The sequence below is a fragment of the Ruegeria sp. AB10 genome, assembly GCF_056542745.1.
Genome location: NZ_JBQGAI010000002.1, coordinates 135,329 through 159,532 on the forward strand (window position 1 = coordinate 135,329; position 24,204 = coordinate 159,532).

Here is a 24,204-nt window from a genome sequence, read left to right on the forward strand (position 1 = left end):
ATCAGCAGCACCCGCCCGAAGTGGCTTCGCCGTTCGCTTCGAACGGGCTTTCACCGCCGCAGCCTTCAAAGATGCCGTAATGGGTCGAGAAATCGCCGATGAAGTCGAAATGCCGGGCAAAACGGGTATCTTTCAGCATCTTCCATGTGTTGCCGCAGACCGGAAAGACCTTATCGGCTTGAATCGCGTGGTGGTCGTCAAGTTCGAACAGATGCAGCGCGTTGGGGATGGTGCCTTTGTAGATCACCGCCTGGCCATAATCCTCACACGCCGGTTCCAGTTCGGAAAGCTTGAACAGCCGGTACGTAGCCGAAAGGAATTTCAGCGGCGCGACACGCTCTTCCAACACTGGGTTTTCGATGGTCAGCGGACGGTGTGTGACGCGGCGCGGATCGCCGAAACCCGCCTTGCGCGAGATCGACAGGAAATCGTTCCAATAGAGCGCACCTGACAGGCATTCGCCATACAGCACCTCGTCTTCTGCCATTGCCTGCGGAATGCGGCGGTCGGCGTAGACGTCCGAGAAATACATCTCACCGCCCTCTTTCAAAAGACGATGTGCGCCCCGCAAAACGGCCTCTTTGTCGGTGGCCAGATTGATCACGCAGTTCGAAACGATGATGTCGAAGGACCCGGGTTCAAGGTCCAGTTCATCCAGCTTTTCGATATAGCCGTGATGGAATTCCACGTTGCTGGCCGCATGGCCGAACGCTTGCGCGTGATAATCCTGATGCGCGCGGGCGACGTCCAACTGCTCGGGCGTCATGTCGACACCAACCACTCGGCCCTTTTCGCCCACCATCGCAGACAGGGCATAGACGTCGCGGCCCGCACCGCAGCCTAGATCGAGGATGCTCATCCCCTCCAGATCCAGCGGCGCGATCAGGCCGCAGCCATAGTAACGGGTCAGCACATCATCATGAATTTTCGAGAGAATCTTTTTGACATGATCCGGCATGTCATCGGGCGTGCAGCACGCATTGGTTTGCAAGTCGGCGCTGCCTTGCAGGACCTCGCCATAGTAATTCTGCACAGCTTCATGCTTCATCGCGGCTATCCTTTTTCTCACTGGCTGCACCGCAGCTAATACAGCGCAGACCCCGGTGCAATCCGGGCATTTCAGAATTGACGAAAGCGTGAGAGTGCCGAGCTACCCCAGCAGATCGAAATCAACACCAGCGCGCACCCGCCCGTTCACCTGAATTTCAAGCCGATGCGCGCCGGGAACCAGTTTGAACGTGGTCGCATTGCCTTTCAGCTTGTGTTTCTTGCTCAGCTTCAGCGTGCCATCCTGTAGAGCGGCCTGTTTCAGCTTATGCACCTTGGCTGAGGTCTTCCCCCCAGGCCTTTGAAAGTGAATGATATAATCCACCAATACCGGCTGATCCCCGGCCCCCTTCAAGGTCACCTCGAATTCCAGCGCCTCACCGATCCGGGCGTCACCGTTCACCTGAACATCCGCAGTGACTTTGGCATCTGGATCATATCCCAGCATCTTCATGGCCCCCGAGTGGCCGGACTTCACCAGCCCCCGCAGGGTATGAGACGTCATCCAGCGCAGTTCGTCCTGCCTCTGTTGCCCAGCCGAGGCCCAGACCTGCAGCCGATCCAGCACCAGTTCGGGATCCTTCTTGGTAATGTCATTCAGATGGTTCGCCACCGACCGCGTGACATAGCGCGTCGGGTCGCCATGCAGCCTGTCCAGCAAGGGCAGCGGGTCGGTCATGTTAAGCCCCACCGCCTGCCCCCACGGCAGCCGTGGCCGAGTGCCTTCACTGACCAGACGGCGCACGTGGTAACTGTCGTGCCCACACCAGAGTTCCATCCGCGCCAGAACATGATCCTGGTGTTGGTTCAAAAACGGGCGGATCGCCCATTCCATCGAAAACCGCTGGGTCAAGTCTTCCAACACATCCAGCGCCAGATCGGGATGGTCCAGCCCGACATTGACCACCCAATCGCCCAGAGGCGCAAAGATGAAATCGCCGAAATCGTCATCTGTCTTGCCGGGATCCAGCGGTGGTGGCAAAGCGCGCAACAGGGTCGGCGCGATGTCTGGCAAATCACCGGGCACGGTTTGCTGCAAACATTCGGCGATCCAGGCCATGCGTTCCTTGAGCTCAAGCTCCAACAGGCGGGACATCACCAGCCCCACAAATGCCTCAGCATCAAAGGTCGGGTCAGCCCCGGCAAAAAGCCCCGCCAGATAGCGGGTCTTTTCTGCGTTAAACAGCTGGTCTTTCAAGGAAAAGTTTTCGGCCATGGTCACATCGTTAAATTGGTCGCGCCGCCGTCCAGCAGGATGTTCTGACCGACAATGAAGCCCGCATGCTGCGAACACAGGAACGCACAGGTTGCGCCGAATTCCCGCCGCGACCCATAGCGCCGCGCCGGAATTGTCGCTGCACGCTGCGCGCGCGCTTCGTCAATGGATATCCCTTGCTGCGCTGCGACACCGCCATCCAGCGAATCCGCGCGGTCGGTGGCATGAATACCCGGCAGCAGGTTGTTGATCGTCACGCCATGCGGTGCCACTTGCCGCGAGGTTCCAGCCACATAACCGGTCAGCCCGGTGCGGGCCGCGTTCGACAGACCCAACACCGCGATTGGCGCACGTACGGATTGCGAGGTGATGTTCACCACACGCCCCCAGCCCTTGTCGATCATCCCCGGCAACAGCGCCTTCATGAAGGCGATCGGTGTCAGCATGTTGGCGTCCAGCGCCTTGATGAAATCGTCACGCTCCCAGTCGGACCAAATTCCCGGAGGTGGGCCACCAGCATTTGTCACAAGAATATCAACGCCCTGTGCCGCGTTGACAACCTGCACCCGTCCCTCGGTTGAAGTCACATCACAGGCCACCGTCCGCACATCCACGCCGTGTTCGGATCGCAAGCGGGCTGCTTCGGCCTCCAACGCCTCGGCGCCGCGGGCGTTCATTACCAGATCGACACCCGCCGCGGCCAAAGCCTCGGCACAGCCCAACCCCAGACCTTTGCTACTGGCGCAGACCAGAGCGCGTTTTCCGCGAATTCCCAAATCCATTCTGATCCTCCCTGTCCTTGCCACACATCTAGCACCGGCCCCGCAAGGAAGACCAGAATTCAGGCTGCCTCAGTAAAAGAACTCCTCGCGGACGATCTTGCCATCGGCAACGTGATAAACGCCCACCTCGCGCATATCAAAGCTCTCACCACTTTCCTTCACCTTGCCCTGAACCTCGAAGATCACGGCAAAACGGTCGTCGCCATGCAGGTACGGGTCGCTGACCGTTGCGCTCGAAACCTCATGCGCGCCTTCCCACCACTCATGCTTGCCACGGATCGCGTCGCGGCCCTGCACTTCCTGGCCCATACCCGAATAATCCACTGCCTCGACCGAGACAGCATCCGACGCATAAAGCTTATCCAGATTTTCCTTCGCCCGATCCTCGCGGCAGCCTGCGACCAGTTCGTCGGCAATCTCTTTCAAATTCATTGGTCCACTCCACTATTTGTTCACTATATGTTCTTATTGCCATAGGGACATGATTCGAACCACCCCCTTTGTCTTGCCTCGGCGGGTTTCCCCGCCTATACGCGCGAATATGCTTGATACCTCGAACCAACCCGCATTGCCGCCCGAGATCGCCCGGCGCCGGACATTCGCCATCATCTCGCACCCCGATGCGGGCAAGACGACGCTGACTGAAAAGTTCCTGTTGTACGGGGGCGCGATTCAGATGGCCGGTCAGGTGCGCGCCAAGGGTGAGGCGCGGCGCACGCGGTCAGACTTCATGCAGATGGAGAAGGATCGCGGTATCTCGGTGTCCGCCTCGGCGATGTCGTTCGACTATGGGAATTTCCGGTTCAATCTGGTGGACACGCCCGGTCACAGCGATTTCTCGGAAGACACCTATCGCACGCTGACCGCCGTAGACGCCGCCGTGATGGTGATCGACGGCGCGAAAGGTGTGGAAAGCCAGACGCAGAAACTGTTCGAGGTTTGCCGCCTGCGCGATCTGCCGATCCTGACCTTCTGTAACAAGATGGACCGCGAAAGCCGCGATACGTTCGAGATCATCGACGAAATTCAGGAAATGCTGGCCATCGACGTCACCCCCGCCGCGTGGCCGATTGGCGTGGGCCGCGATTTCATCGGCTGCTACGACATGCTGCGCGACCGGTTGGAACTTATGGACCGCGCAGACCGCAACAAGGTGGCTGAGAGCATCCAGATCAATGGTCTCGACGACCCGAAGCTGGCCGAACACGTGCCCGAACACCTGCTGGACAAGCTTCTGGAAGAGGTTGAGATGGCGCGCGAATTGCTGCCTGCCCTCGACCCGCAGGCGGTGCTTGAAGGGCACATGACCCCGATCTGGTTCGGCTCGGCGATTAATTCCTTCGGCGTCAAGGAACTGATGGAAGGCATCGGCGCTTACGGCCCGCAGCCCCAGGTTCAGTCGGCGGAACCGCGTCAGATCGCGCCCGATGAAAAGAAGGTTGCCGGGTTTGTCTTCAAGGTTCAGGCCAACATGGACCCCAAGCACCGCGACCGGGTGGCGTTTGTCCGCATGGCCTCGGGCCATTTCAAGCGCGGCATGAAGCTGACCCATGTGCGGTCGAAAAAACCGATGGCGATCTCGAACCCCGTTCTGTTTCTGGCGTCCGACCGTGAACTGGCCGAAGAGGCCTGGGCCGGTGACATCATCGGCATCCCCAACCACGGGCAACTGCGCATCGGCGATACGCTGACCGAGGGCGAGGCGCTACGCGTGACCGGTATCCCCTCTTTCGCGCCGGAACTGCTGCAAACTGTTCGCGCGGCAGATCCGTTGAAAGCCAAGCACCTGGAAAAGGCTCTGATGCAATTTGCCGAGGAAGGCGCGGCCAAGGTGTTCAAACCCTCGATCGGGTCGGGCTTTATCGTCGGCGTCGTCGGTGCGCTGCAATTCGAAGTGCTCGCCAGCCGGATTGAGATGGAATACGGCTTGCCCGTGCGGTTTGAGGCGTCTCAGTTCACCTCGGCCCGCTGGGTCAGCGGCGACAAGGCCGAGGTCGAGAAATTCGTCAACGCCAACAAGCAGCACATTGCCCATGACCATGACGGCGACATCGTTTACCTGACCCGCCTGCAATGGGACATCGACCGGGTCGTCCGCGACTACCCGGCGCTGAACCTGACCGCGACCAAGGAAATGATGACGTGACCTGCCTGCAGGCCGAAATTGGTGGATAACCCGACCTGGGGTACTGTTTCGACGGTTCGGGGCCCTGCCCCGGACATCCTGCGCTTTGTGGCCTATCACCTCGATCTCGGGGTCGACCGGATGCATATCTATCTGGACGAACCCAATCCCAAGGCGTTCAACACGCTGAACCGGCATCCGAAGGTCGAAGTCCGCAATTGCGATGACGAGTTCTGGGCTTACCGCCAGCGCGAAAGGCCCGACCGGCACCAAACCCGCCAAACCGCGAACGCATCTTTTACGTATCGCAACACCGATCTGGACTGGCTGGCCCATATCGATGTGGACGAATTTCTGTGGTCCTCAAACCCCATCCGGGATCAGTTGCAATCCGTTCCGTCCGAAACCCAAGCGGTCCGTATTCGTCCGGTCGAAGCGTTGTCGAGCGGCGATGATACCTACAAGGCGCATATCCCAAGCGGCCCCGACCGCGAGGGACTGGTGCAGTCGATTTACCCCAACTATGGCGGCTTCGTTCTTGGTGGGTTCCTCAGTCACGTGCAGGGCAAACTGTTTGTCCGCACTGGAATGAAGAACCTGAGCTTTCGCATCCATAATCTGTTTCAAAACAGGGCGCTTTTGCCCTGCAAATTCGAGCTACCCGGGCTGGAGCTATGCCACCGTCACGCCCCCGATTGGGAACACTTTTTGGCGCATTACCGGTTCCGAATGGAACACGGGTCATACCAGCCCGGCATGTCCCCTAATGTTCCGCGCGAGCTTGGCGGCTTGAATATGAACGAATTGCTCAGCTGGATCGAAGCAGAAGAAGGCCCGGACGGCCTGCGCGCATTTTTCGAAGAGATAAGCGGCGCCGACCCCGAGGCGCGCGCCCGGCTGGAAGACCACGGCATGATCCGGCACCGACCGCTGGAACTGGATGAAAAACTCGGGAAACACTTTCCCGGAAGTGTCTGAATTGTTGCGAAAAATCCGCACCACCTGAGCGCGAAAAACCCTAAAGGGGTCTTCATTTGACCCCGACCAACGTTTTTGTTATGTCCCCCCTCAAGCCGAAATTGCGCAATGACGCGTATGGCCATCCGGGCCCGGCAAACCTCTGACGCGCGGGCCAGGTCTAGTGTCCGCATGAACCGGACATACATGACAAAATTTAACGAACTGAACCTGAACCCGAAGGTCCTCAAAGCCATTGAGGAAGCCGGATACGAAACCCCCACCCCGATCCAGGCCGGTGCGATACCGCCTGCGCTTGAGGGCAAGGATGTTCTGGGCATCGCCCAGACCGGCACTGGCAAGACCGCAAGCTTTACCCTGCCGATGATCACGCTGCTGGCCCGTGGCCGCGCCCGTGCGCGGATGCCGCGTTCGCTGGTCTTGTGCCCGACGCGGGAGCTGGCCGCGCAGGTGGCCGAAAATTTCGACACATACGCCAAAAATGTGAAACTGACCAAGGCGCTGTTGATCGGCGGCGTCAGCTTCAAGGAACAGGACGCCCTGATCGACCGTGGCGTTGACGTGCTGATCGCCACTCCGGGCCGTCTGCTGGACCATTTCGAGCGCGGTAAGCTGTTGCTGACCGGCGTTCAGATCATGGTGGTGGACGAGGCCGACCGGATGCTGGATATGGGCTTTATCCCCGATATCGAGCGCATCTTCTCGCTGACGCCATTCACGCGTCAGACCCTGTTCTTCTCGGCCACCATGGCGTCCGAGATTGAGCGGATCACCGACACGTTCCTGTCCGCCCCTGCCCGGATTGAAGTTGCCCGTCAGGCAACGGCATCCGAGACCATCGAACAGCGCGTCGTCATGTTCAAAGGCGGTCGCCGTGACCGTGAAGCCAGCGCCAAGCGCAAGGTTCTGCGCGCGCTGATCGACGCTGAGGGCGACAAATGCACCAACGCGATCATTTTCTGCAACCGCAAGACCGATGTAGATATCTGCGCGAAATCGCTGAAGAAATACGGCTATAACGCCGCCGCCATCCACGGCGATCTGGACCAGTCTCAGCGGATGAAGACGCTGGACGGATTCCGCGATGGCTCATTGCGCCTCTTGGTCGCCTCGGACGTGGCCGCGCGCGGATTGGACATTCCGTCGGTCAGCCACGTGTTCAACTTCGACGTCCCCGGCCATGCCGAGGACTATGTCCACCGCATCGGCCGCACCGGTCGCGCCGGGCGCGAGGGCAAGGCGATCACCATCTGCTCGGGCCGTGACGAAAAGGCCTTGGATGCGATTGAGAAACTGATCCAGAAGGACATCCCGCGGCTCGACAACCCCGTGAAGGAAGAGCCGAGGGACGAAGCCCCCAAGCGCGAGAAAAGGGCAAAGCCGTCGGACGAGAAAAAGACTGACAAAAAGCCCGACCGCAAGAAGGACAAGGAACCGCGCGGCCGTGGTCGCCGCGACGACAGTGGCCCCGCCGTTGTGGGCATGGGCGATCACCTGCCCAGCTTCATCGCGCTGAGCTTTGACGAGCGCCGCGCTGGCTAGTCGGGTTTGATTGCATAGAACTGGTTCTTCTGTGACCTAGAAATCAAACACGACCTAAATTGCCAGCACCAGCGCCAGAATAGAAACACCAAGCAACGTCATCCCGGCGATCTCGCGCCGGGTGATGGTTTCACGAAAAAACAAGAGTGATGCGAACAGGCTGAGCAGCAGCTCGACCTGCCCGAGCGCCTTGACATAGGCCGCATTCTGCAGCGTGAAGGCCAGAAACCAGCAGAACGAGCCGCACAGGCTGGTCAGGCCGACAAACACGCTGGTCCGGCGGGTCTGCCACACGGCAACCAACTCGGCGCGGTCACGCCACAGCAACCAAATACCCATGCTGAGAAACTGAAACGTCACCACCACGGCCAGCGTCACCAGCGCGCGGAACCAAGCGTCGATATCGCCCAGCTCCAGCGATGCCCCGCGATAGCTGACTGAGGAGAAGGCAAACAGCACCCCCGATCCCAGCCCAAGCCGCGAGGCACGGTTGGTCAGGTGCTTCCACCACGCCCCGTCGCCTCCGGGTGATTTCGACAGCAGCAGCACCGCCAGCAGACCAAGGAAAATTGCCACCAGCGCCCCGGCCGAGACCTGATCACCCAGCACCAGGAACCCGACAATGGCGGTCTGGATTACCTCGGTCTTCTTGAAGGTTATACCGACGGCAAAGTTGCGTTGCTTGAACAGGGCCACCACACAGATGGTGGCCAAAATCTGCGCCGTTCCTCCGATGACGGCGAACAGAAAGAACTTAGCTGTCAGAGGCGGCAGGCTGAACCCGGTCGCCTGCAGCGCCACAAACAGCCCCAGCAGCGCCAGCGGCAGGGAATAGGCGAACCGGGCAAAGGTCGCGCCTGCCGCGGTCAGCTTTACGGTGCTGAGCGATTTTTGCAGCATGAACCGCACGGTCTGGAAGGACGCGGCGGCGATGGTGACGGGAATCCACAAACTCATGGCGTCCCTTGTGTCGTGAAATCAACCCTTTGGCCAGAGAGGATGCACCACCGGATCTTTTGCCCGCAGGAAATACGCGCGGAAAATCTGCGCATAAGAGCGATAGACATAGGCCTCATTCCGGTCCTGATACCGATCCTTTCCAGCGCGATAGAGGGCGGGCAGCCGATACCACGGCGCGCTGGGGTTCATGTGATGAACGACGTGCAGGTTGTTGTTCAGAAACAGAAAAGCCAGCGGGCCGCGATCTTCGATGATCACCGTGCGGGCACCGGAGTTTTCATGCGCACGGTGTTCCAGAAAGGTGCGGATTTTGACCAGCCCCAATCCAAGGTAGGCCGACAGCACATAGGCCCAGATCGGCATCTGGGATTGGGCCACAATCCACAACACCGCCGCAACTCCGGGCAGATGCAGCGCCCAGGCCCGCAGAACATCCCGTCCACCGCGTAACTCGTTGCGCATGAACGCAATTTGCCCGAGGGTCGGCCCCAACACGATCCGTCCCAGCAGCGTATTGTTCACACTCAGCAACCGCCGTTGCCAAGCGGGCAAGGTACCCCACACCTGCGGGTCCAGATAGTTGGATTCGGGGTCGTCATAGGGGTCGGTCAACGTCTCGTCCCGGTGATGCGCCAGGTGCAGGTCGCGGAACCGCTGATACGGGATGAACAGGGTCAACGGCAGCGCCATCAACGCCTCGTTCAGCCACTTGGTGCGGAACGGATGACCATGCAGCGCCTCATGTGTGAGTGAAGAATGCAGCGCGGCCACAACCGCCATCGCCGGAACCGCCAACCACAGCGGCATCAGGAACGCCACCGCCAGCCACGCACCGTAACACACCGCGATCAGGGCCAAAGTGCCCCACTCTGGCTGTGCGGGCCTAGACATTGCGGCCCCACGAGATTCCCGCCCAGATACGTTCGTAAATCACATACATGGTCAGGCCGATGGCCGTATTCACAATCGCCAGCGTGCCGCCAATCGCAGCCGACCCGGTGGCCAGCAGTCCCACCAGCGTCATCACGATCAGTCCCATCACATTCCACAGCACAGCCTTCACGACTGATCTTCGTCGTGTCTCCATTCCGTCACCCATATTATTGTTATGTCTTTAAAATTACGGGTCGGCGCGTTCGTTGAAAATTCTGAATATGATTAACAAAATTCATCATCTGTGATATTTAAAAACACATGCAGGATAAAATCGACAAACGAGACCGCGCAGCACAGTTCCGGCTGCGACTCGCCCGCGCCATGGAAGAGCGTCATGTCAGCCAGAGCGCGCTGGCGCGGCATATCGGTGTGGACCGCTCGACCGTTTCGCAGCTATTGACCGATGAGGGCGCGCGGTTGCCGAATGCGCATGTGGTGGGCAGTTGCGCCTCGGCTCTTGGGGTATCGGCGGATTGGCTGTTGACCCTGTCGGACCGGCCGGAAAGCGCGGCGGAACTGCTGGCCAGTTCCCTGACCATGACCGAGGCCCCCCGTGCGCTGGTAGATGAGCGGATCTTCGAATGGCACCAAGAGGCCGCGGGTTATAAAATCCGTTATGTTCCAGCAACTTTACCCGACATGTTGAAAACACGCGCCGTGCTGGAATGGGAATACGCGCCGCATCTGGGCCGAACTGCGGATCAGGCGATCGGCGCCTCGGCAGACCGGCTGACATGGATGCGCAGCGCCCAGTCGGATTATGAAATTGCCATGCCGCTGTATGAAATCGACAGTTTCGCCCAGGCCTCGGGCTATTACGAAGGGCTTTGCCCCAAAATCCGGCTGGAACAGATCGACCATCTGCTTGAAATCTGCGAGCAGCTCTATCCGCGCCTGCGCATCTATCTGTTCGATGCAAAACGGCTCTATTCGGCCCCGGTGACGATTTTCGGCCCGCTTCTGTGCGTTTTCTACGCGGGCAGCCACTATATGGCCTTTCGCGACCGCGATCGGATCGAGACATTTACCCGCCATTTCGACCGTCTGGTGCGCGAAGCCGACCTGACCGCGCGCGACTTTCCCGACCATCTCAAACGGTTGCGCGCGGCGATTTCCAGCCCACCCCAGGGTTGAGGATGCACCAACGGCTTTCTTGTGCTATCGTCATTCGGCGCGAACCTTCGGGTATTCCGATCATAGACGGGAGGACGATAGGAATGGACGCACTACAAACCGCTCAATATGCACGAGCACTCTATACCGCTCATGGCGATCAGGCCGAGGCGGAAGCTGCCAGGAAAATGCGCGAATGCGAGGCCGCAGGGAACATTCAGCAAGCGCAGGACTGGCAGGCGGTCCGCCAGACCATCCGCCAGATTCGTGGGCCAAACCAGGGCTGATACGGTCTAGATTTTCGGGTCAGGATTCACCGTATGGCCGTCCACGGCAATCACCTGACCCGACACCAGCCGCGCCGCATCCGAGGCAAGGAAGACGGCCATATTGGCAATATCCTTCCCTTCGACGAACCGCCCCATCGAGGTACCAGCCGCATAGCCGTCATAGACCTGATCGCGGGTCATGCCCTTGGCGGCGGCTTCGCGGGCCAGCACACCCTCCATCCGGGGGCCTTCGACCGCGCCGGGGCAGATGACGTTGCAGCGCGCACCGTGTGAACCAAGCTCCATCGCGAGCGTCTTGCCCAGCCCGATCACACCCCATTTCGCCGCCGCATAGGGTGCGCGGTTTGGATAGCCGTATTGCCCGGCGGTAGAGGACGTGATCACCACTGACCCGCTGCCTTGCCGCTTGAATATCGGCGCGGCGAATTTCGCACACAGGAAGGCGCCTTCAAGGTTAACCGAAAGACAGAACCGCCAGTCGTCCAGCGCCACGTCCTCGACCAGAGCGGTTGGCCCTGCGACACCTGCATTGGCGCAGAGCGTGTCCAAACCACCCCATGCGGCCTCGATATCAGCGAACAAGGCAGCCACGGCAGTTTCGTCCGCTACGTTCACTTCAGACCGGTTCCAATGCGCCGGACATCCACCCAAGGCGGCTTGGTCCACATCCGCCACCCACACTTGCGCGCCCGACGCATCAAAGGCTTCGGCCATGGCCCTGCCGACGCCCGAAGCACCGGCCGTAATCAGAACGCGCCCACTCATGCCGGTTTTCGGATCGCAGCACCGGCGCCTTCCGGATATGGCAAACCGGCCTGCGCTTCGGCGATTCGGGCCATTGCGGCCTCAATCTCGGCCGATGGCGCGCTGGGGCGGCGGGTTTCGAGACTGACATGCAGCAGGAAGCTTTCGCCCGTGGCGATCAGCTTGTCGCCCTCGTACATACTGTGGAAGACATGCAGCTTCTTGCCCTGCCCCAACAGCATCTGCGTGCGAATCTCGATCTTTGCGCCCGCGTGAACCTCATCGATGTAGCGAATGTGGTTTTCGGCGGTGAAATAGCTGCCGCCCGAGGCGATATAGTCCGCGTCGCAACCGATGATCTCCATGAACCGGTCAGTCGCGTCGGCAAAGGCCTCAAGGTAGCGCGCCTCGTTCATGTGGCCGTTATAGTCGGTCCAATCCAGCGGCACCGCGCGTGATACCGTCAGGATCGGCTGGCTCAGGTCCGCCTGTTCCAGCGTGGGCAGCGCACCGGGTTTCAACAAGGCGTCATGCTGGTTCAGCACCGCACCCGCACCCCAGTTCTGTGCCTTCAAGGCCCGCATCATGCCAACAAGGTTGTTGTCGCGGATACGTTCCAATTCTCGGATTGAGTGCATCCCCGACTGCGCATCCGACTGATCGGCAATCATGTCGACCAGTTCATCGGTGAACTCGGGCACATCCATCAACTTGGTCCACGGCCATTTCAACGCAGGCCCGAACTGCGCCATGAAATGCCGCATCCCGGCCTCACCACCCGCCACGCGGTAGGTTTCGAACAGACCCATCTGCGCCCAGCGGATGCCGAACCCCATGCGGATCGCCTCGTCGATCTCTTCGGTGGTGGCAATGCCGTCCTTGACCAGCCACAGCGCCTCGCGCCAGACGGCTTCGAGGAACCGGTCGGCGATATGCGCGTCGATTTCCTTTTTGACGTGCAGCGGAAAGAAACCGACCGATTTCAGCAGCTCCTGCGCGCGTTCGACCATCTCAGGCGGGTTCTTGTCCATCGGCACCAACTCGATCAGCGGCAACAGATAGACCGGGTTGAACGGGTGCGTCACCACGATCTGTTCGGGACGCAACGCGCCCTCCTGCAACTCAGACGGTTTGAATCCGCTGGTCGAAGACCCGATGATCGCCTGCGGGTCACAAGCCTCTTGCAACCCCTTGTAGACCTTGAGTTTCAGGTCCAGCCGCTCTGGCACGCTTTCCTGAATCCACGCGGCACCCTGCACCGCCTCGGCCATGTCATCATGAAAGGTCAGCGCGCCTTCGGGTGGCAGAGGCACGTTGCTCAGCCCCGGCAGCGACCGTCGCGCATTGTCCAGAACCTCACCAATCTTACGCTCGGCCTCGGGGTCCGGATCGAACACCCGGACGTTCCACCCATTCAGCAGAAACCGCGCGGCCCAACCGCCGCCGATCACGCCGCCACCTATGATAGCTGCCGTTTTCATCGCTCTTCCTCCAGCCTGAAAGCCTCTTCAAGCTCACTCAGGCATCACGTCTTCATCTTTTCCCAAATACTCCGGGGGTTTGGGGGCTGGCCCCCAATCCGCCCAAGACAAGCGTCCCTAGGCAGCCACCGGCGCCCGCTTCACCAACCCCAGCTTCTCACGCACTTCCTGCGGCCCGATCACCCGCGCGCCCATGTTCGACACCACGGTGCTCGCGCGTTCGACCAACTGCCAATTCTCGGCCAGAACGCCCTTGTCCAGCCACAGGTTGTCTTCCAGACCGACGCGCACATTGCCGCCTGCCAGAACCGCAGCCGCCGCATAGGCCATCTGGTTGCGCCCCAGCGCAAAGGCGCTAAAGGTCCAATCGTCCGGCACGTTGTTCACCATCGCCATGAACGTATTCAGATCGTCCGGCGCACCCCACGGCACACCCATGCACAGCTGGACCAAGGCGTTGGGCTCCAAAATCCCCTCTTTCACCAGTTGCTTGGCAAACCAAAGATGGCCGGTGTCAAAGGCCTCAATCTCAGGCTTCACGCCCATGTCGGTCATCATCTGACCCATCGCGCGCAAGGCGCCGGGGGTGTTGGTCATGACATAATCGGCCTCGGCAAAGTTCATGGTGCCGCAGTCCAGAGTGCAAATCTCGGGCAGGCACTGCGCGATATGGGCCACACGTTCCGAGGCCCCGATCATATCGGTGGCGGCTTCATTCACTGGAAACGGGCTTTCGAAGCCACCAAAGACGATGTCCCCGCCCATCCCTGCGGTCAGGTTCAAGACGACGTCCACGTCAGCGTCGCGAATGCGGTCCGTCACCTTGCGATACAGGTCCAGACGCCGGCTGGGCGCACCGGTTTCGGGGTCGCGCACATGGCAATGCACCACGGCCGCCCCAGCCTTGGCCGCGGCAATCGCACTGTCCGCAATCTGCTGCGGCGAGCGTGGCACATGCGGGCTGCGATCCTGCGTCCCACCCGAGCCTGTGACGGCACAGGTGATAAAGACTTCGCGGTTCATTTCCAAAGGCATGACGTTCTCCCCAAGTTATACCCGGTTTTGCCCGGGTTTTCCCCAGGCTTCTCCACGGATTCCGATTTGCGTTCGGACCTGAGTTTGACGCAGCCTTGTGCAAACACTTGCCAGAATGCGAATCGAACTTGATGAAATCCGCAAAAAACATACTGCAACCCGAACATCGCGCCCTGAAAACGGCGGTGCTGGTGCTGGACGAATGCAACACGCTCAGCTTCGCATCTGCCGTCGATCCGATGCGCGCGGCCAATCGCCTGGCGGATCGTCCGGCGTTCGATTGGGACTATGTCACCGCCACGGCAGAACCCGCGATGCTGACCAGCGCACTGCAGGTTCCAGGCATTCCCCTCGCCCGTCTGGAAAGCTGCGACCTGCTGATCGTTGTCGCAGGCTTCCAACTGGCGCGTCACGCGACACCAAGCCTGCTGGCCGGCTTGCGCCGCATCGCGGGCAGCGGCGCCACGATGGCTGGCATTGACGGAGGGCCTTGGCTGCTCGCCGAGGCCGGATTACTCGACGGTCACGCCGCCACGACCCATTGGGAAGACAAAGAGACCTTTGCCGCCCGTTTTCCCGAAGTCGACGTGCGATCCGACCGCTATGTTGCTTCTGGAAACCGTCTGACCTCGGGCGGCGCGATGCCTGCAATCGAGATGATGCTGCATATTATTTCCGCCCGTCACGGTTCCGGTTTTGCAGCCCGTGTCTCTGGGTTGTTCCTGTATGATGACGCGCCCGAGCCGACAAAGCCGCAAAGCCGCACCGGCGCCCCGCATCGCCACACCGCCCTGACCGCAAAGGCAAACGCGCTGATGGAGGCATCGCTTGACGACCCCCTCCCCCTCGCCGATATCGCCGACACCCTGGGCACCAGTCCCCGTACGTTGCAGCAGCAGTTTCGCCTGCGCCTGAACACCACGCCGCAGGACCACTATCTGCAACTGCGCCTTGCCGAGGCCCGCCGTCTTGTTTCAGACACCGACATACCGCTGATGGATGTGGCGCTTGCCACGGGATTCGCTTCACAATCCAGCTTCGCCCGCGCCTTCCGTACCGCACACGGTCTGTCGGCCCGCGACCTGAGGCAAGAGCGCGTGCAACCCACCCATCACTGACGGGCTCCGCTTCCTCTGGCCCAAAATACCTAGGGGGAGACGCGCGCAGCACGGCGGGGGCAGAGTCCCCTAGTACGGCATTGGATGCGCGCGGTGGGCCTGATCAATCTCGGCCACGACATCATCCGACAGCCGCAGATCTTTACCCGCCAGAATATGCTCCAACTGCGCAATGGTCGTTGCTCCGAAAATGGCGGACATCATGAACGGTCGCGCACGGCACCAGGCCAACGCCATGTGTATCGGGTCCAGCCCATGTCGTTCGGCGACCTCAAGATAGGCCCTGACAGCATCCAGAACCCGATTGGAATTCCGCCCACCCATGCTGGGGTTCAACGACATACGCGAAGCGTCCGGGATGGCACCTCCTTGGTACTTACCGGTCAGGTACCCGGTGCCCAGGGGCGAAAACGCCATCAGCCCCACATCCTCGTGCACGCTCAGTTCCGCCATGTCGGTATCGAAATGGCGGCAAAGCAGCGAGTATTCATTCTGCACCGAGGCCACCCGTGGCGCGCCCATCTGCTCGGCTATCCGCAGCCATTGTGCGGTACCCCAGGCGCTTTCGTTCGACAGGCCAAAGGCGCGAATGTTGCCCTTGTCCACCTGCGTCTGCAGCGCCGCAAGACAGCCCTGCATGTTGTCCAGAACTTCGTTGGTATTGTGCCCCGATGGCGCATAATTCCAGTTTTGCCGGAACATGTAACTGCCCCGGTTCGGCCAGTGAAACTGGTAGAGGTCAATGCAGTCCGTTCGCAACCGACGCAGCGAGCCTTCGATCGCCTCGGGAATGGTCTCACCTGTAATCCACGCACCGTCACGGACATGAGCAAATCCGGCGCCCGAGTGTTTAGTGGCCAGAACATAATCACCCCGCCGCGAAGGATTGGCGGCGTTCCAGTTGCCCAAAATCTCTTCGGTCCGGCCAACAGTTTCTTTCGAGATCGGATTCACCGGGTACATCTCGGCGGTGTCGACGAAATTGATCCCGGCCTCCAGCGCCATGTCCAGTTGTTTATGACCATCGGCCTCGGATGTTTGCGTGCCAAAAGTCATCGTACCAAGGCACAGGTCGGTCACCCTGATTCCAGTGCGACCCAAAGGCTTCATTTCCATCTGCCACCCTCCCGATACTTGACTTAAATTCAGCGCCTTACGCCTCGGCCTTTTTCTCCCACCGGCCCGATTCCTCGGACCAGTATTGCGCCGCGCAGCCCGCGCCGGTCAGCGCCTTCCATTGGCCCCGCGCGTGCTGAACGGCTTCGCCATCATTGCCATCGAACAGGATGCAAACCCGCTCCAGCGCCGCTACCTCGTCCGGCTCCACAGCCGCACCGTCCACGACCATGACACAGGCCGGATCGTTGGCGGCCTCGGGTCCGGTCGTCAGCAAAATGGGTTGCGTCGCGTCATGCGGGCCGCCTTCGCGGCCATGGGGCAGGAAATCCTCTTCCCGCCCCAGCCACAGTTTCTCATCCAGCCAGTCCATCCGCGCGGGATCGATGCCCCGCACGGCGATCTTCCACCCGGCCTGCCGCGCCTTGTCCAGCAGCACCGGCAATGTGTACTCCAACGGCTGACGGGTCAGGTGGTAGAAATAGACAGCGCCCATCGGATTACTCGAAGTTGTCCTGCACAAGGCGGCTGAGCGCGCGGACACCCCAGCCGGTAGCCCCTTTGGGTGCGTAGGATGTGTCCGAAGACACTGAAGCCACGCCCGCAATATCGAGGTGAATCCACGGCGTGTCCTCTTTCACGAACCGCTGCAGGAACTGCGCGGCGGTGATCGAGCCCGCCGGACGACCGCCCACATTCTTCATATCGGCAATGCGCGATTTCAGCTGCTTGTCATAGGCCTCGCCCAGCGGCATCCGCCATGCGCCTTCATCCTCGGCCTTGGCCGATTTCAGGAAGGCATCGCAGAACGTGTCATTGTTCGAGAAAACACCCGCATTCTCATGCCCCAGCCCGATGATGACCGCACCGGTCAGGGTGGCCAGATCGATCATGCCCACCGGCTTGAACCGTTCCTGCGCGTACCACATCACGTCACACAGAACCAAACGGCCCTCGGCATCGGTGTTGATGATTTCGACCGTGTCGCCCTTCATCGATTTGACCACGTCACCCGGACGGGTCGCGTTGCCCGAGGGCATATTCTCGACCAGCCCAACCAGCCCGACCACATTGGCCTTGGCCTTGCGCTTGGCCAGCGCGCGCATGGTGCCCGCGACGACGCCTGCGCCGCCCATGTCCATGGTCATGTCTTCCATGCCGCCCGCCGGTTTCAACGAGATACCACCAGTGTCGAACACCACGCCCTTGCCGACCAGGGCCAGCGGCGCGTCGTCCTTGTCGCCGCCGTTCCATTGCATCACCACAACTTTCGAGGGGCTGACCGAGCCCTGCCCCACGCTCAGCAGCGTGCGCATCCCCAGTTCTTCCAGCTTGTCCTCATCCAGAACCTCAACCTCAAGGCCCAGTTCCTTCATCTCGACCAGACGGTCGGCGAATTCGGTCGTGGTCAGGACGTTGGCCGGTTCGTTGGTCAGGTCGCGGGTCATGCGCACACCATCGGCCACGGCGTATTGCGGGGCAAAGGCGGCTTCGACCTCATCAGACTTTTGATGGCTGATTGTAACGGTTCCTGCTTCGTCCGATTCCTTTGTTTTATGCGCGTCAAAATCATAGCTGCGCAGGGCGATACCCATGGCTAGGTCCTCGGTGCGCACCTGATTGCCCGCCATCACCAGCAGGTCCTTGCCACCCGCCAATTTGGCCAGCGCGGCACCGGCCTTGCGCGCCTCGGCCGCATCGGGGCGGCGCGGCAAAACGACGATATCCAATGCCTCTACCGCCATGCCGCCGGGCCAACCCAGCGAGATCACGTCGCCCGTTTTGACCTTTTCGAACCGGGCGCTTTCGATCAGCCGGGCAACTGCGCCGCGGGTCAGTCGATTGGCGCGACGCACCGCGGGGCTCATCTTGCCCTCAGGCGGCACGATCACGGCCACACGCCCCTCGGCCTGTGCCATCACGTCCACGTCAAAGGGCTGAAACCGGATCGGTACAAGACTGCTCATTGCAAACTCCTCAAAATCTGTTCCCCAAGACCTAGCCCGCCCCGCACGGCTTGACCAGATAGCAGTTTTCCCCGCGCGCCAATTGCATTACAGTCTCCGAAAAATTCCGGCAGGATCGGGGGAGAACGAGTTGGCGAGACAGGGCAGGCATAAGCCGGTGCGCATCCGCGCAGGCGACGGTGATTTCGGCCCGATGATCGCCCATTTCCCCAAGGAAATCGTCCGGGCGGAGGCACATTCGTGATCCTCGACCGCTATTTCGCCCGCCGGTTCATTCAGAGCTTTCTGGTCATCGGCGGCATTTTCCTGACCCTGCTGATTCTGATTGATCTGGTCGAGCAGGCCCGCCGTTTCGACTCGGAAAACCTGTCCTTTGGCACCCTGCTGCACCTGACCCTGCTGAATACACCGGCGGCGATCAGCGAAATGCTTCCGCTGCTGGTGATCCTGTCCACCATCGCGCTGTTTGTCGGGATGGCGCGCAGTTCCGAACTGGTTGTGACCCGTGCCATCGGACGGTCGGGTATCCGGGCGCTGCTGGCACCGGTGTCGCTGGCCCTGGTGATCGGCACCCTTGCAGTGGCCTTGCTGAACCCGATTTCCGCCGCGACGTCCGAAGAGTTTCGTCGCCTGTCCGACACCTACAAGAACAAGGGCGATTCCGCCCTGTCCATCACCAGCGAAGGGCTTTGGCTGCGGCAGGGGTCAGCAGACGGGCAATCGGTCATTCACGCCAGCGGCACCACCAATGCCGACACGTTGGAACTGACCTGGGTGACGATCATCTCGTTTTCACCGGATGGCAAACCGACGCAGCAGATCGTCGCCGATCAGGCGCGACTTTCAAACGGGTCGTGGATTCTGTCCAACGCAAAGATCTGGTCTCTGGCCGATGACGTGAACCCGGAGGCCGCTGCCGAGGTCCACCGGCAGATCGAACTCCCGACCTCTCTGACGCGGCAACGCATTCTGGATACGCTGGGCCAGCAGGATTCGGTTTCGGTCTACGACCTGCCCCAACTGATCCGCGACCTCCGCGAGGCTGGCTTTTCCACCAAACAATACGAGGTCTGGCTGCAGGTTCAGTTGGCGCGGCCCTTCTTTCTGATGGCGATGGTGATGATCGGCGCGGCTTTCACCATGCGCCACGTGCGCTTTGGCGGCACCGGCATCGCGGTTCTGTCCGCCGTTCTGCTGGGCTTTGCCATTTATTTCGTTCGCAACTTTGCCCAAATACTCGGGGAAAACGGTCAATTGCCAATCATCGTCGCGGCCTGGGCGCCACCCTTTGCTGCCATTCTTCTGTCCCTCGGCCTTCTGCTTCATGCGGAGGACGGCTGATGCGGATCATATCTCACCTTTTGCTGTCAGGCGCCGTAGCACTGGCATTGCCAACCGCTGCTGCGGCTCAGGCCCAGCCCGCCGCCGATCCGGCGCAGGATGTTCAGCAGCAAGACCAGCCCGCCCTGCTGGTGGCAGATGAGATTTTCATCACGCCCGAACGTGTGCTGGTGGCCGAAGGTAATGTCGAGGCCTTTCAGGGTGACGTCAAAATCACCGCCGACCGCGTCACTTACGACCGCGAGACCGGCGCGCTGACGCTGGAGGGCCCAATCCGCATCGATCAGGCCGGAGCGACAACGATCCTGGCGGATTCGGCGGAACTGGATGACAGCATCCAGAACGGCCTGCTGATCGGCGCCCGGATGGTGTTCGACCAACAGGTTCAGATCGCCTCGGTTCAGGCCACCCGCGCGGTCGGCAGATACACGCAGTTCAGCAAGGTCTCGGCCACTTCGTGCCATGTCTGCGCCAACGGCAAACCGCCGATCTGGCAGATTCGCGCCCGCAAGGTCACCCATGATCAGCTGGAACGGCAGCTTTATTTCGAGGGGGCGCAGCTGCGGGTGCTGGACGTGCCCGTCTTTTATTTCCCCTACCTACGGCTGCCGGACCCGACCCTGGATCGCGCCACCGGATTTCTGGTGCCTTCAGTCCGGACCACATCGCAGCTGGGAACCGGCGTTCAGGTGCCCTATTTCATCAAGCTGGGCGATCACAAGGACCTGACGCTGACGCCCTATGTCTCGTCCAAGACCAAGACCCTTGGGCTGCGTTTTCGGCAAGCGTTCAAGAACGGACGCATCCAGCTTGAGGGCGCCTATACCCGTGACGACCTGCAAGAGGGCGAGGACCGGGGATACCTGTTCGCCAACGGTTGGTTCAATCTGAACGACGGCTACCGGTTCCTGTTCAACATCAGAACCACGTCAGACGATGCTTATCTGGCGGATTACGGCCTGCCCGATCTTGACCGCTTGCGCAGCGAGGTCGCCCTTGAGCGGATCAAACGCGATACCGCGTTCCGCACCAGTTTCATCCACTACAAAACCCTGCGCGACAGTGAAAACCAGGACGAAATCCCGTCGCGGATTTTTGACCTGTATTATCAAAAACGCATGTTCCCAACGTCCCTGGGCGGCGAGGTCCGGCTGAGCTTCATCACGCACGCGCATGAGCGTACCAGCGACGAAGACGTCCTCGGTCGCGATATCGCCCGCGCCACCTTTGATGCGGAATGGTTGCGCAACTGGACCTTCGCCTCGGGCCTGCGGGCCGAGGCGCGCGTGGGCACGTCCGTCGATACGTTCAACATCCGCCACGACAGCAATTTCCCCGATCAGGTGACCCGGGCCACCCCCCGCGCGGCACTGACGCTGCGCTATCCGATGCGCAAGCGGGAAACGTCCGGGGCGACCCAGATTCTGGAACCGATTGCCCAGGTCGGCTGGACACATGTGACCGACGACGATGTGCCCGACGACGAAAGCACCTTTCAGGAATTCGATCAGGGCAACCTTCTGTCACTGTCCAGGTTCCCTGCCCCGGACCAGCGCGAAGATGGCCTGACCGGCGTCATCGGCGTCAACTGGTCACGCTATTCCGCCGGCAACTGGCGGGCCCTGGCTACGATCGGCCAGGTCTTTCGCGCCGATGCGGACCCCAATTTCAACCTGACCTCGGGCTTGCAGGGCACGACCTCGGATCTGCTGCTGGCCGGTCAGATTCAGACGGCGAACGGCTGGTCTCTGGCCGGGCGCGGCCTGCTGAACGGGGATTTCAGCTTTGCCAAGGCCGAACTGCGCGCCGCATGGCAGAAACCGACAGTGGGGGTCACCGGCAGTTATGTCTGGCAAGAGCCCGATCCGGCGGAAAACGTGGACGACGAGATTTCCGAGGTCTGGTTGACCGGACGTTACCGTGTCGATCAGAACTGGAACACAACCGCCCTGGCACGCTATGACCTGAGCGAGTCCGAGCCGATCCGCTATGGGTTGGGGGTCACGTATCAGAATGAATGTGTGCAGGTTAACATGGACGTCAGCAGGCGCTTTACCTCATCATCAAGTATTGAGCCTTCGACAGAATTCGGCTTTACCGTAGCCCTGACGGGTTATTCCGTCACCAGTGGCGGCCAACAGTACAAGAGAAGATGCAGTTGATTTCAGGTTTCTCCAGTTTCCTTCGCTCCGGTTGGCTAAAACCGGTCGCCCCCGTGCTGGTCGGGGCAATGCTGGCCATGACGTCGCCTCAGGCCGATGCGCAAAGCCTGTTTTCGCCGGCGATCAAGGTCAATCAGGATATCATCACCTGGTACGAGTTGAGCCAGCGGCAACAGTTCCTGACCGCTCTGGGTGCACCCGGCTCATCCGATGAGGAAGTGCGCGAGGCTTTGATCGACGACCGGCTGCGTCGACAGGCCATGCGCGAGGCGGGCATTCAGGCCGCGCCCGAAGACATTCAGGTCGGGATCGACGAATTTGCCGCGCGTGGACAATTGTCGACCGATCAGTTCCTGCAATTGCTGGCCGATCAGGGCGTCGATCGCGAAACCGTACGCGATTTCGTCGCCGATCAGATTACGTGGCGCGACTATGTCAGCGCGCGTTTCCTGTCGCAGGCCCGACCGACCGATGACGAAATCAATCGGGCGCTGGGACAAACCGACAGCGGCGGCCTGCAGGTGCTGTTGTCCGAAGTCATCATCCCGGTGAACCAGCAGACCGTGGCTCAGGCGCAGCTTCTAGCAGACGAAATCTCCCAGCTGGAAGGCTTTGATGCGTTTTCAGCGGCAGCGACGCAGTATTCGGCGGCCGCCACGCGCGACAACGGTGGACGGCTGGACTGGCTGAACCTCTCGAGCCTGCCGCCGGCATTGCAACCGGTGATCATCGGGCTGAAGAACGGGGATATCACGCAGCCACTGACCCTGCCCAACGCCATCGCCCTGTTCCAGATGCGCGGCCTGCGCGAGGTTGCGACGGGCACCACCCGCTATTCCGAGATCGACTATGCGATCTACAACATGCCCGGTGGCCGCAGCGCTGACACCCTGGCCAAAGCCGCCCAACTGAGGGAAGAGGTCGACACCTGCGATGACCTCTATGGCATTGCCAAGGAGCAGCCCGCCGAAGTGCTGCAACGCATTCAGGCCAGCCCGGGCGAGATCCCCCGCGCCGTGGCGCTGGAGCTTGCCAAGCTGGACCTGAACGAAGTCTCCACAACGCTGACCCGCAACAACGGCCAGACGCTGATGTTCCTGATGCTCTGCACCCGCACCCGCGATCTGGGCGAAGAGACAACGCGCACGGATGTTGCCAACGCGCTTACCCAACAACGGCTCGAGGCCTTTGCCAACAGCCTGCTGGCACAGCTGCGCGCCGAAGCGACCATCGTCGAACAATGACGGCCCCGATCGCGCTCAGCTGCGGCGATCCGGCCGGTATAGGCCCGGAAATCGCAGCCAAAGCGTGGTCGGATTTGCGCGACACCTGCCCGTTTTTCTACATCGGTGACGCCGCCCATTTGCCGCCCGACACCCCGGTCGCGCGCATCTCGCACCCGTCCGAGGTTGCTGCAGCCTGCGCCTCTGCCCTGCCGGTATTGCAGCTGGATTTCCCGGCGCCCAACGTCCCGGGCCAGCCGGACCCGGCCAACGCGCCATATGTCATCGACGCCATTGAACAGGGTGTCGCGCTGGTGCAATCCGGTGCCGCCTCGGCACTGTGCACCGCGCCGGTCCACAAGAAGGCGCTGATCGACGGGGCCGGGTTTGCCTATCCCGGCCATACCGAGTTTCTGGCCGCACTCGCGGATCGTAAACGGGTGGTGATGATGCTGGCCAGCGACCAATTGCGCGTGGTGCCCGCGACCATCCACATCCCCCTGTCGCAGGTCCCTTCGGCCCTGACCCCGGACCTGCTGCACGAGACGATTTCCATCACCGCCGAGGGCCTGCGCCGCCAGTTCGGCATCGCCCACCCCCGCATCGCCATTGCGGGCCTGAATCCTCATGCGGGCGAAGGTGGCAAGATGGGACGGGAAGAGCTGGACTGGATCGCCCCGCTGATTGAAGGCCTGCCCACCGACACCTATACGGTCACCGGCCCGCACCCGGCAGATACGATGTTCCACGCCGCCGCCCGCACCCACTATGATACGGCGATTGCGATGTACCACGATCAGGCGCTGATCCCGATCAAGACGCTGGATTTCGACCGCGGCGTGAACGTGACGCTGGGCCTGCCCTTCATCCGTACCTCACCCGACCACGGCACTGCTCTGGATATTGCAGGCAAAGGCATCGCCACCCCGACCAGCCTGATCGAGGCGCTGAAACTGGCCCAACGCATGGCGCAAAGCCCTTGACCCTTCACCTGTCTGAAAATATCCCCGCCGGAGGCAAAATAACTG

At 60.9% G+C, this 24,204-nt stretch carries 23 protein-coding genes; 10 read left to right on the plus strand and 13 right to left on the minus strand.

Annotated features, from left to right (window positions below; translation table 11 throughout):
- Position 1: 1 nt before the first annotated feature.
- The 4 genes from ACR0NT_RS05630 to ACR0NT_RS05645 form a co-directional block, all read right to left on the minus strand.
- Positions 2–1,048, minus strand: a complete 1,047-nt coding sequence (locus ACR0NT_RS05630; protein WP_170671765.1) for a methyltransferase domain-containing protein — start codon at positions 1,046–1,048, stop codon at positions 2–4.
- A 102-nt stretch (positions 1,049–1,150) separates the two neighbouring features.
- On the minus strand, positions 1,151–2,263 hold the full coding sequence (locus ACR0NT_RS05635; protein WP_170671767.1) for a hypothetical protein: 1,113 nt from the start codon (positions 2,261–2,263) through the stop codon (positions 1,151–1,153).
- 2 nt (positions 2,264–2,265) lie between these two features.
- Positions 2,266–3,045 (minus strand): SDR family oxidoreductase, encoded by a 780-nt coding sequence (locus ACR0NT_RS05640; protein ID WP_170671769.1) that lies wholly within the window; start codon positions 3,043–3,045, stop codon positions 2,266–2,268.
- A 69-nt stretch (positions 3,046–3,114) separates the two neighbouring features.
- On the minus strand, positions 3,115–3,477 hold the full coding sequence (locus tag ACR0NT_RS05645) for a SnoaL-like domain-containing protein (RefSeq protein WP_170671771.1): 363 nt from the start codon (positions 3,475–3,477) through the stop codon (positions 3,115–3,117).
- A 109-nt stretch (positions 3,478–3,586) separates the two neighbouring features.
- Between ACR0NT_RS05645 and ACR0NT_RS05650 the strand changes: the two genes are divergently transcribed.
- The 3 genes from ACR0NT_RS05650 (at position 3,587) to ACR0NT_RS05660 (ending at position 7,690) form a co-directional block, all read left to right on the plus strand.
- Positions 3,587–5,191 carry a peptide chain release factor 3 gene (locus ACR0NT_RS05650; RefSeq protein ID WP_170671773.1) on the plus strand — a complete coding sequence of 535 codons (1,605 nt, stop codon included), beginning with the start codon at positions 3,587–3,589 and terminating at the stop codon, positions 5,189–5,191.
- Between the two features lie 21 nt (positions 5,192–5,212).
- Positions 5,213–6,148 carry a glycosyltransferase family 2 protein gene (locus tag ACR0NT_RS05655; RefSeq protein WP_480442718.1) on the plus strand — a complete coding sequence of 312 codons (936 nt, stop codon included), beginning with the start codon at positions 5,213–5,215 and terminating at the stop codon, positions 6,146–6,148.
- A gap of 186 nt (positions 6,149–6,334) precedes the next feature.
- Complete coding sequence (locus tag ACR0NT_RS05660) at positions 6,335–7,690, plus strand: DEAD/DEAH box helicase (protein ID WP_170671775.1); 1,356 nt, start codon at positions 6,335–6,337, stop codon at positions 7,688–7,690.
- Between the two features lie 54 nt (positions 7,691–7,744).
- Here the strand turns inward: ACR0NT_RS05660 and ACR0NT_RS05665 are convergent, their stop codons facing one another.
- From ACR0NT_RS05665 to ACR0NT_RS05675, 3 genes are read right to left on the minus strand one after another with little or no spacing between them, the layout of a single operon-like run.
- Positions 7,745–8,647: an EamA family transporter gene (locus ACR0NT_RS05665; protein WP_170443615.1), complete on the minus strand. Its 903-nt coding sequence runs from the start codon at positions 8,645–8,647 to the stop codon at positions 7,745–7,747.
- Positions 8,648–8,668: 21 nt separating this feature from the next.
- Positions 8,669–9,541 (minus strand): fatty acid desaturase, encoded by an 873-nt coding sequence (locus tag ACR0NT_RS05670; protein ID WP_170671777.1) that lies wholly within the window; start codon positions 9,539–9,541, stop codon positions 8,669–8,671.
- Positions 9,534–9,737, minus strand: a complete 204-nt coding sequence (locus tag ACR0NT_RS05675) for a DUF2061 domain-containing protein (protein WP_170443612.1) — start codon at positions 9,735–9,737, stop codon at positions 9,534–9,536. Before ACR0NT_RS05675 ends, ACR0NT_RS05670 begins: the two co-directional genes overlap by 8 nt.
- A 107-nt stretch (positions 9,738–9,844) precedes the next feature.
- Here ACR0NT_RS05675 and ACR0NT_RS05680 point away from each other — a divergent pair, with 107 nt between their 5' ends.
- Together ACR0NT_RS05680 and ACR0NT_RS05685 are read left to right on the plus strand one after the other, a co-directional pair.
- Positions 9,845–10,720 (plus strand): helix-turn-helix domain-containing protein, encoded by an 876-nt coding sequence (locus ACR0NT_RS05680; protein ID WP_170443609.1) that lies wholly within the window; start codon positions 9,845–9,847, stop codon positions 10,718–10,720.
- An 83-nt stretch (positions 10,721–10,803) separates the two neighbouring features.
- Positions 10,804–10,986, plus strand: a complete 183-nt coding sequence (locus ACR0NT_RS05685) for a hypothetical protein (protein WP_170443607.1) — start codon at positions 10,804–10,806, stop codon at positions 10,984–10,986.
- Between the two features lie 6 nt (positions 10,987–10,992).
- Here ACR0NT_RS05685 and ACR0NT_RS05690 read toward each other — a convergent pair whose 3' ends face one another.
- The 3 genes from ACR0NT_RS05690 to bcoG form a co-directional block, all read right to left on the minus strand.
- Positions 10,993–11,754 (minus strand): SDR family oxidoreductase, encoded by a 762-nt coding sequence (locus ACR0NT_RS05690; RefSeq protein ID WP_170443605.1) that lies wholly within the window; start codon positions 11,752–11,754, stop codon positions 10,993–10,995.
- The gene (locus ACR0NT_RS05695; RefSeq protein ID WP_170671779.1) at positions 11,751–13,214 is read right to left on the minus strand and encodes a carnitine 3-dehydrogenase; all 1,464 of its coding nucleotides are present in this window, start codon (positions 13,212–13,214) and stop codon (positions 11,751–11,753) included. Before ACR0NT_RS05695 ends, ACR0NT_RS05690 begins: the two co-directional genes overlap by 4 nt.
- A 117-nt stretch (positions 13,215–13,331) precedes the next feature.
- The gene (gene bcoG / locus ACR0NT_RS05700) at positions 13,332–14,249 is read right to left on the minus strand and encodes a 3-dehydrocarnitine:acetyl-CoA trimethylamine transferase BcoG (RefSeq protein WP_170443601.1); all 918 of its coding nucleotides are present in this window, start codon (positions 14,247–14,249) and stop codon (positions 13,332–13,334) included.
- Positions 14,250–14,380: 131 nt separating this feature from the next.
- Between bcoG and ACR0NT_RS05705 the strand changes: the two genes are divergently transcribed.
- Entirely contained in the window at positions 14,381–15,367 is a 987-nt protein-coding gene (locus ACR0NT_RS05705) for a GlxA family transcriptional regulator (RefSeq protein ID WP_170443600.1), read from the plus strand.
- Positions 15,368–15,436: 69 nt separating this feature from the next.
- Here the strand turns inward: ACR0NT_RS05705 and ACR0NT_RS05710 are convergent, their stop codons facing one another.
- From ACR0NT_RS05710 to ACR0NT_RS05720, 3 genes are read right to left on the minus strand one after another with little or no spacing between them, the layout of a single operon-like run.
- The gene (locus tag ACR0NT_RS05710) at positions 15,437–16,483 is read right to left on the minus strand and encodes an aldo/keto reductase (protein WP_170443598.1); all 1,047 of its coding nucleotides are present in this window, start codon (positions 16,481–16,483) and stop codon (positions 15,437–15,439) included.
- Between the two features lie 37 nt (positions 16,484–16,520).
- Positions 16,521–16,979, minus strand: coding sequence for a DNA polymerase III subunit chi (locus ACR0NT_RS05715; protein WP_170671781.1), 459 nt, complete (start codon positions 16,977–16,979; stop codon positions 16,521–16,523).
- Between the two features lie 4 nt (positions 16,980–16,983).
- A complete protein-coding gene (locus ACR0NT_RS05720) occupies positions 16,984–18,450 on the minus strand; it encodes a leucyl aminopeptidase (protein ID WP_170671783.1) in 1,467 nt (488 codons plus the stop codon).
- Between the two features lie 240 nt (positions 18,451–18,690).
- Between ACR0NT_RS05720 and lptG the strand changes: the two genes are divergently transcribed.
- Genes lptG through pdxA form a run of 4 tightly spaced genes read left to right on the plus strand, consistent with a single transcriptional unit; the run spans position 18,691 to position 24,159 of the window.
- Entirely contained in the window at positions 18,691–19,791 is a 1,101-nt protein-coding gene (gene lptG / locus ACR0NT_RS05725; RefSeq protein ID WP_170671785.1) for an LPS export ABC transporter permease LptG, read from the plus strand.
- On the plus strand, positions 19,791–21,953 hold the full coding sequence (locus ACR0NT_RS05730; RefSeq protein WP_170443589.1) for an LPS assembly protein LptD: 2,163 nt from the start codon (positions 19,791–19,793) through the stop codon (positions 21,951–21,953). Before lptG ends, ACR0NT_RS05730 begins: the two co-directional genes overlap by 1 nt.
- Positions 21,944–23,197 (plus strand): peptidylprolyl isomerase, encoded by a 1,254-nt coding sequence (locus ACR0NT_RS05735; RefSeq protein ID WP_170671787.1) that lies wholly within the window; start codon positions 21,944–21,946, stop codon positions 23,195–23,197. The genes ACR0NT_RS05730 and ACR0NT_RS05735 overlap by 10 nt, the downstream gene beginning before the upstream one ends.
- Positions 23,194–24,159, plus strand: coding sequence for a 4-hydroxythreonine-4-phosphate dehydrogenase PdxA (gene pdxA, locus ACR0NT_RS05740; RefSeq protein WP_170671789.1), 966 nt, complete (start codon positions 23,194–23,196; stop codon positions 24,157–24,159). The genes ACR0NT_RS05735 and pdxA overlap by 4 nt, the downstream gene beginning before the upstream one ends.
- Positions 24,160–24,204: the final 45 nt, after the last annotated feature.

Coding starts and splice junctions, on each gene's coding strand:
- ACR0NT_RS05630 (WP_170671765.1), bottom strand. CDS start 1,048: ATGAAGCATGAAGCTGTGCAGAATTACTATGGCGAGGTCCTGCAAGGC.
- ACR0NT_RS05735 (WP_170671787.1), top strand. CDS start 21,944: ATGCAGTTGATTTCAGGTTTCTCCAGTTTCCTTCGCTCCGGTTGGCTA.
- ACR0NT_RS05680 (WP_170443609.1), top strand. CDS start 9,845: ATGCAGGATAAAATCGACAAACGAGACCGCGCAGCACAGTTCCGGCTG.
- ACR0NT_RS05695 (WP_170671779.1), bottom strand. CDS start 13,214: ATGAAAACGGCAGCTATCATAGGTGGCGGCGTGATCGGCGGCGGTTGG.
- ACR0NT_RS05720 (WP_170671783.1), bottom strand. CDS start 18,450: ATGAGCAGTCTTGTACCGATCCGGTTTCAGCCCTTTGACGTGGACGTG.
- ACR0NT_RS05730 (WP_170443589.1), top strand. CDS start 19,791: ATGCGGATCATATCTCACCTTTTGCTGTCAGGCGCCGTAGCACTGGCA.
- pdxA (WP_170671789.1), top strand. CDS start 23,194: ATGACGGCCCCGATCGCGCTCAGCTGCGGCGATCCGGCCGGTATAGGC.
- ACR0NT_RS05635 (WP_170671767.1), bottom strand. CDS start 2,263: ATGGCCGAAAACTTTTCCTTGAAAGACCAGCTGTTTAACGCAGAAAAG.
- ACR0NT_RS05665 (WP_170443615.1), bottom strand. CDS start 8,647: ATGAGTTTGTGGATTCCCGTCACCATCGCCGCCGCGTCCTTCCAGACC.
- bcoG (WP_170443601.1), bottom strand. CDS start 14,249: ATGCCTTTGGAAATGAACCGCGAAGTCTTTATCACCTGTGCCGTCACA.
- ACR0NT_RS05660 (WP_170671775.1), top strand. CDS start 6,335: ATGACAAAATTTAACGAACTGAACCTGAACCCGAAGGTCCTCAAAGCC.
- ACR0NT_RS05675 (WP_170443612.1), bottom strand. CDS start 9,737: ATGGAGACACGACGAAGATCAGTCGTGAAGGCTGTGCTGTGGAATGTG.
- ACR0NT_RS05710 (WP_170443598.1), bottom strand. CDS start 16,483: ATGGAAATGAAGCCTTTGGGTCGCACTGGAATCAGGGTGACCGACCTG.
- ACR0NT_RS05670 (WP_170671777.1), bottom strand. CDS start 9,541: ATGTCTAGGCCCGCACAGCCAGAGTGGGGCACTTTGGCCCTGATCGCG.
- ACR0NT_RS05640 (WP_170671769.1), bottom strand. CDS start 3,045: ATGGATTTGGGAATTCGCGGAAAACGCGCTCTGGTCTGCGCCAGTAGC.
- ACR0NT_RS05690 (WP_170443605.1), bottom strand. CDS start 11,754: ATGAGTGGGCGCGTTCTGATTACGGCCGGTGCTTCGGGCGTCGGCAGG.
- ACR0NT_RS05685 (WP_170443607.1), top strand. CDS start 10,804: ATGGACGCACTACAAACCGCTCAATATGCACGAGCACTCTATACCGCT.
- ACR0NT_RS05715 (WP_170671781.1), bottom strand. CDS start 16,979: ATGGGCGCTGTCTATTTCTACCACCTGACCCGTCAGCCGTTGGAGTAC.
- ACR0NT_RS05705 (WP_170443600.1), top strand. CDS start 14,381: ATGAAATCCGCAAAAAACATACTGCAACCCGAACATCGCGCCCTGAAA.
- ACR0NT_RS05645 (WP_170671771.1), bottom strand. CDS start 3,477: ATGAATTTGAAAGAGATTGCCGACGAACTGGTCGCAGGCTGCCGCGAG.
- ACR0NT_RS05650 (WP_170671773.1), top strand. CDS start 3,587: ATGCTTGATACCTCGAACCAACCCGCATTGCCGCCCGAGATCGCCCGG.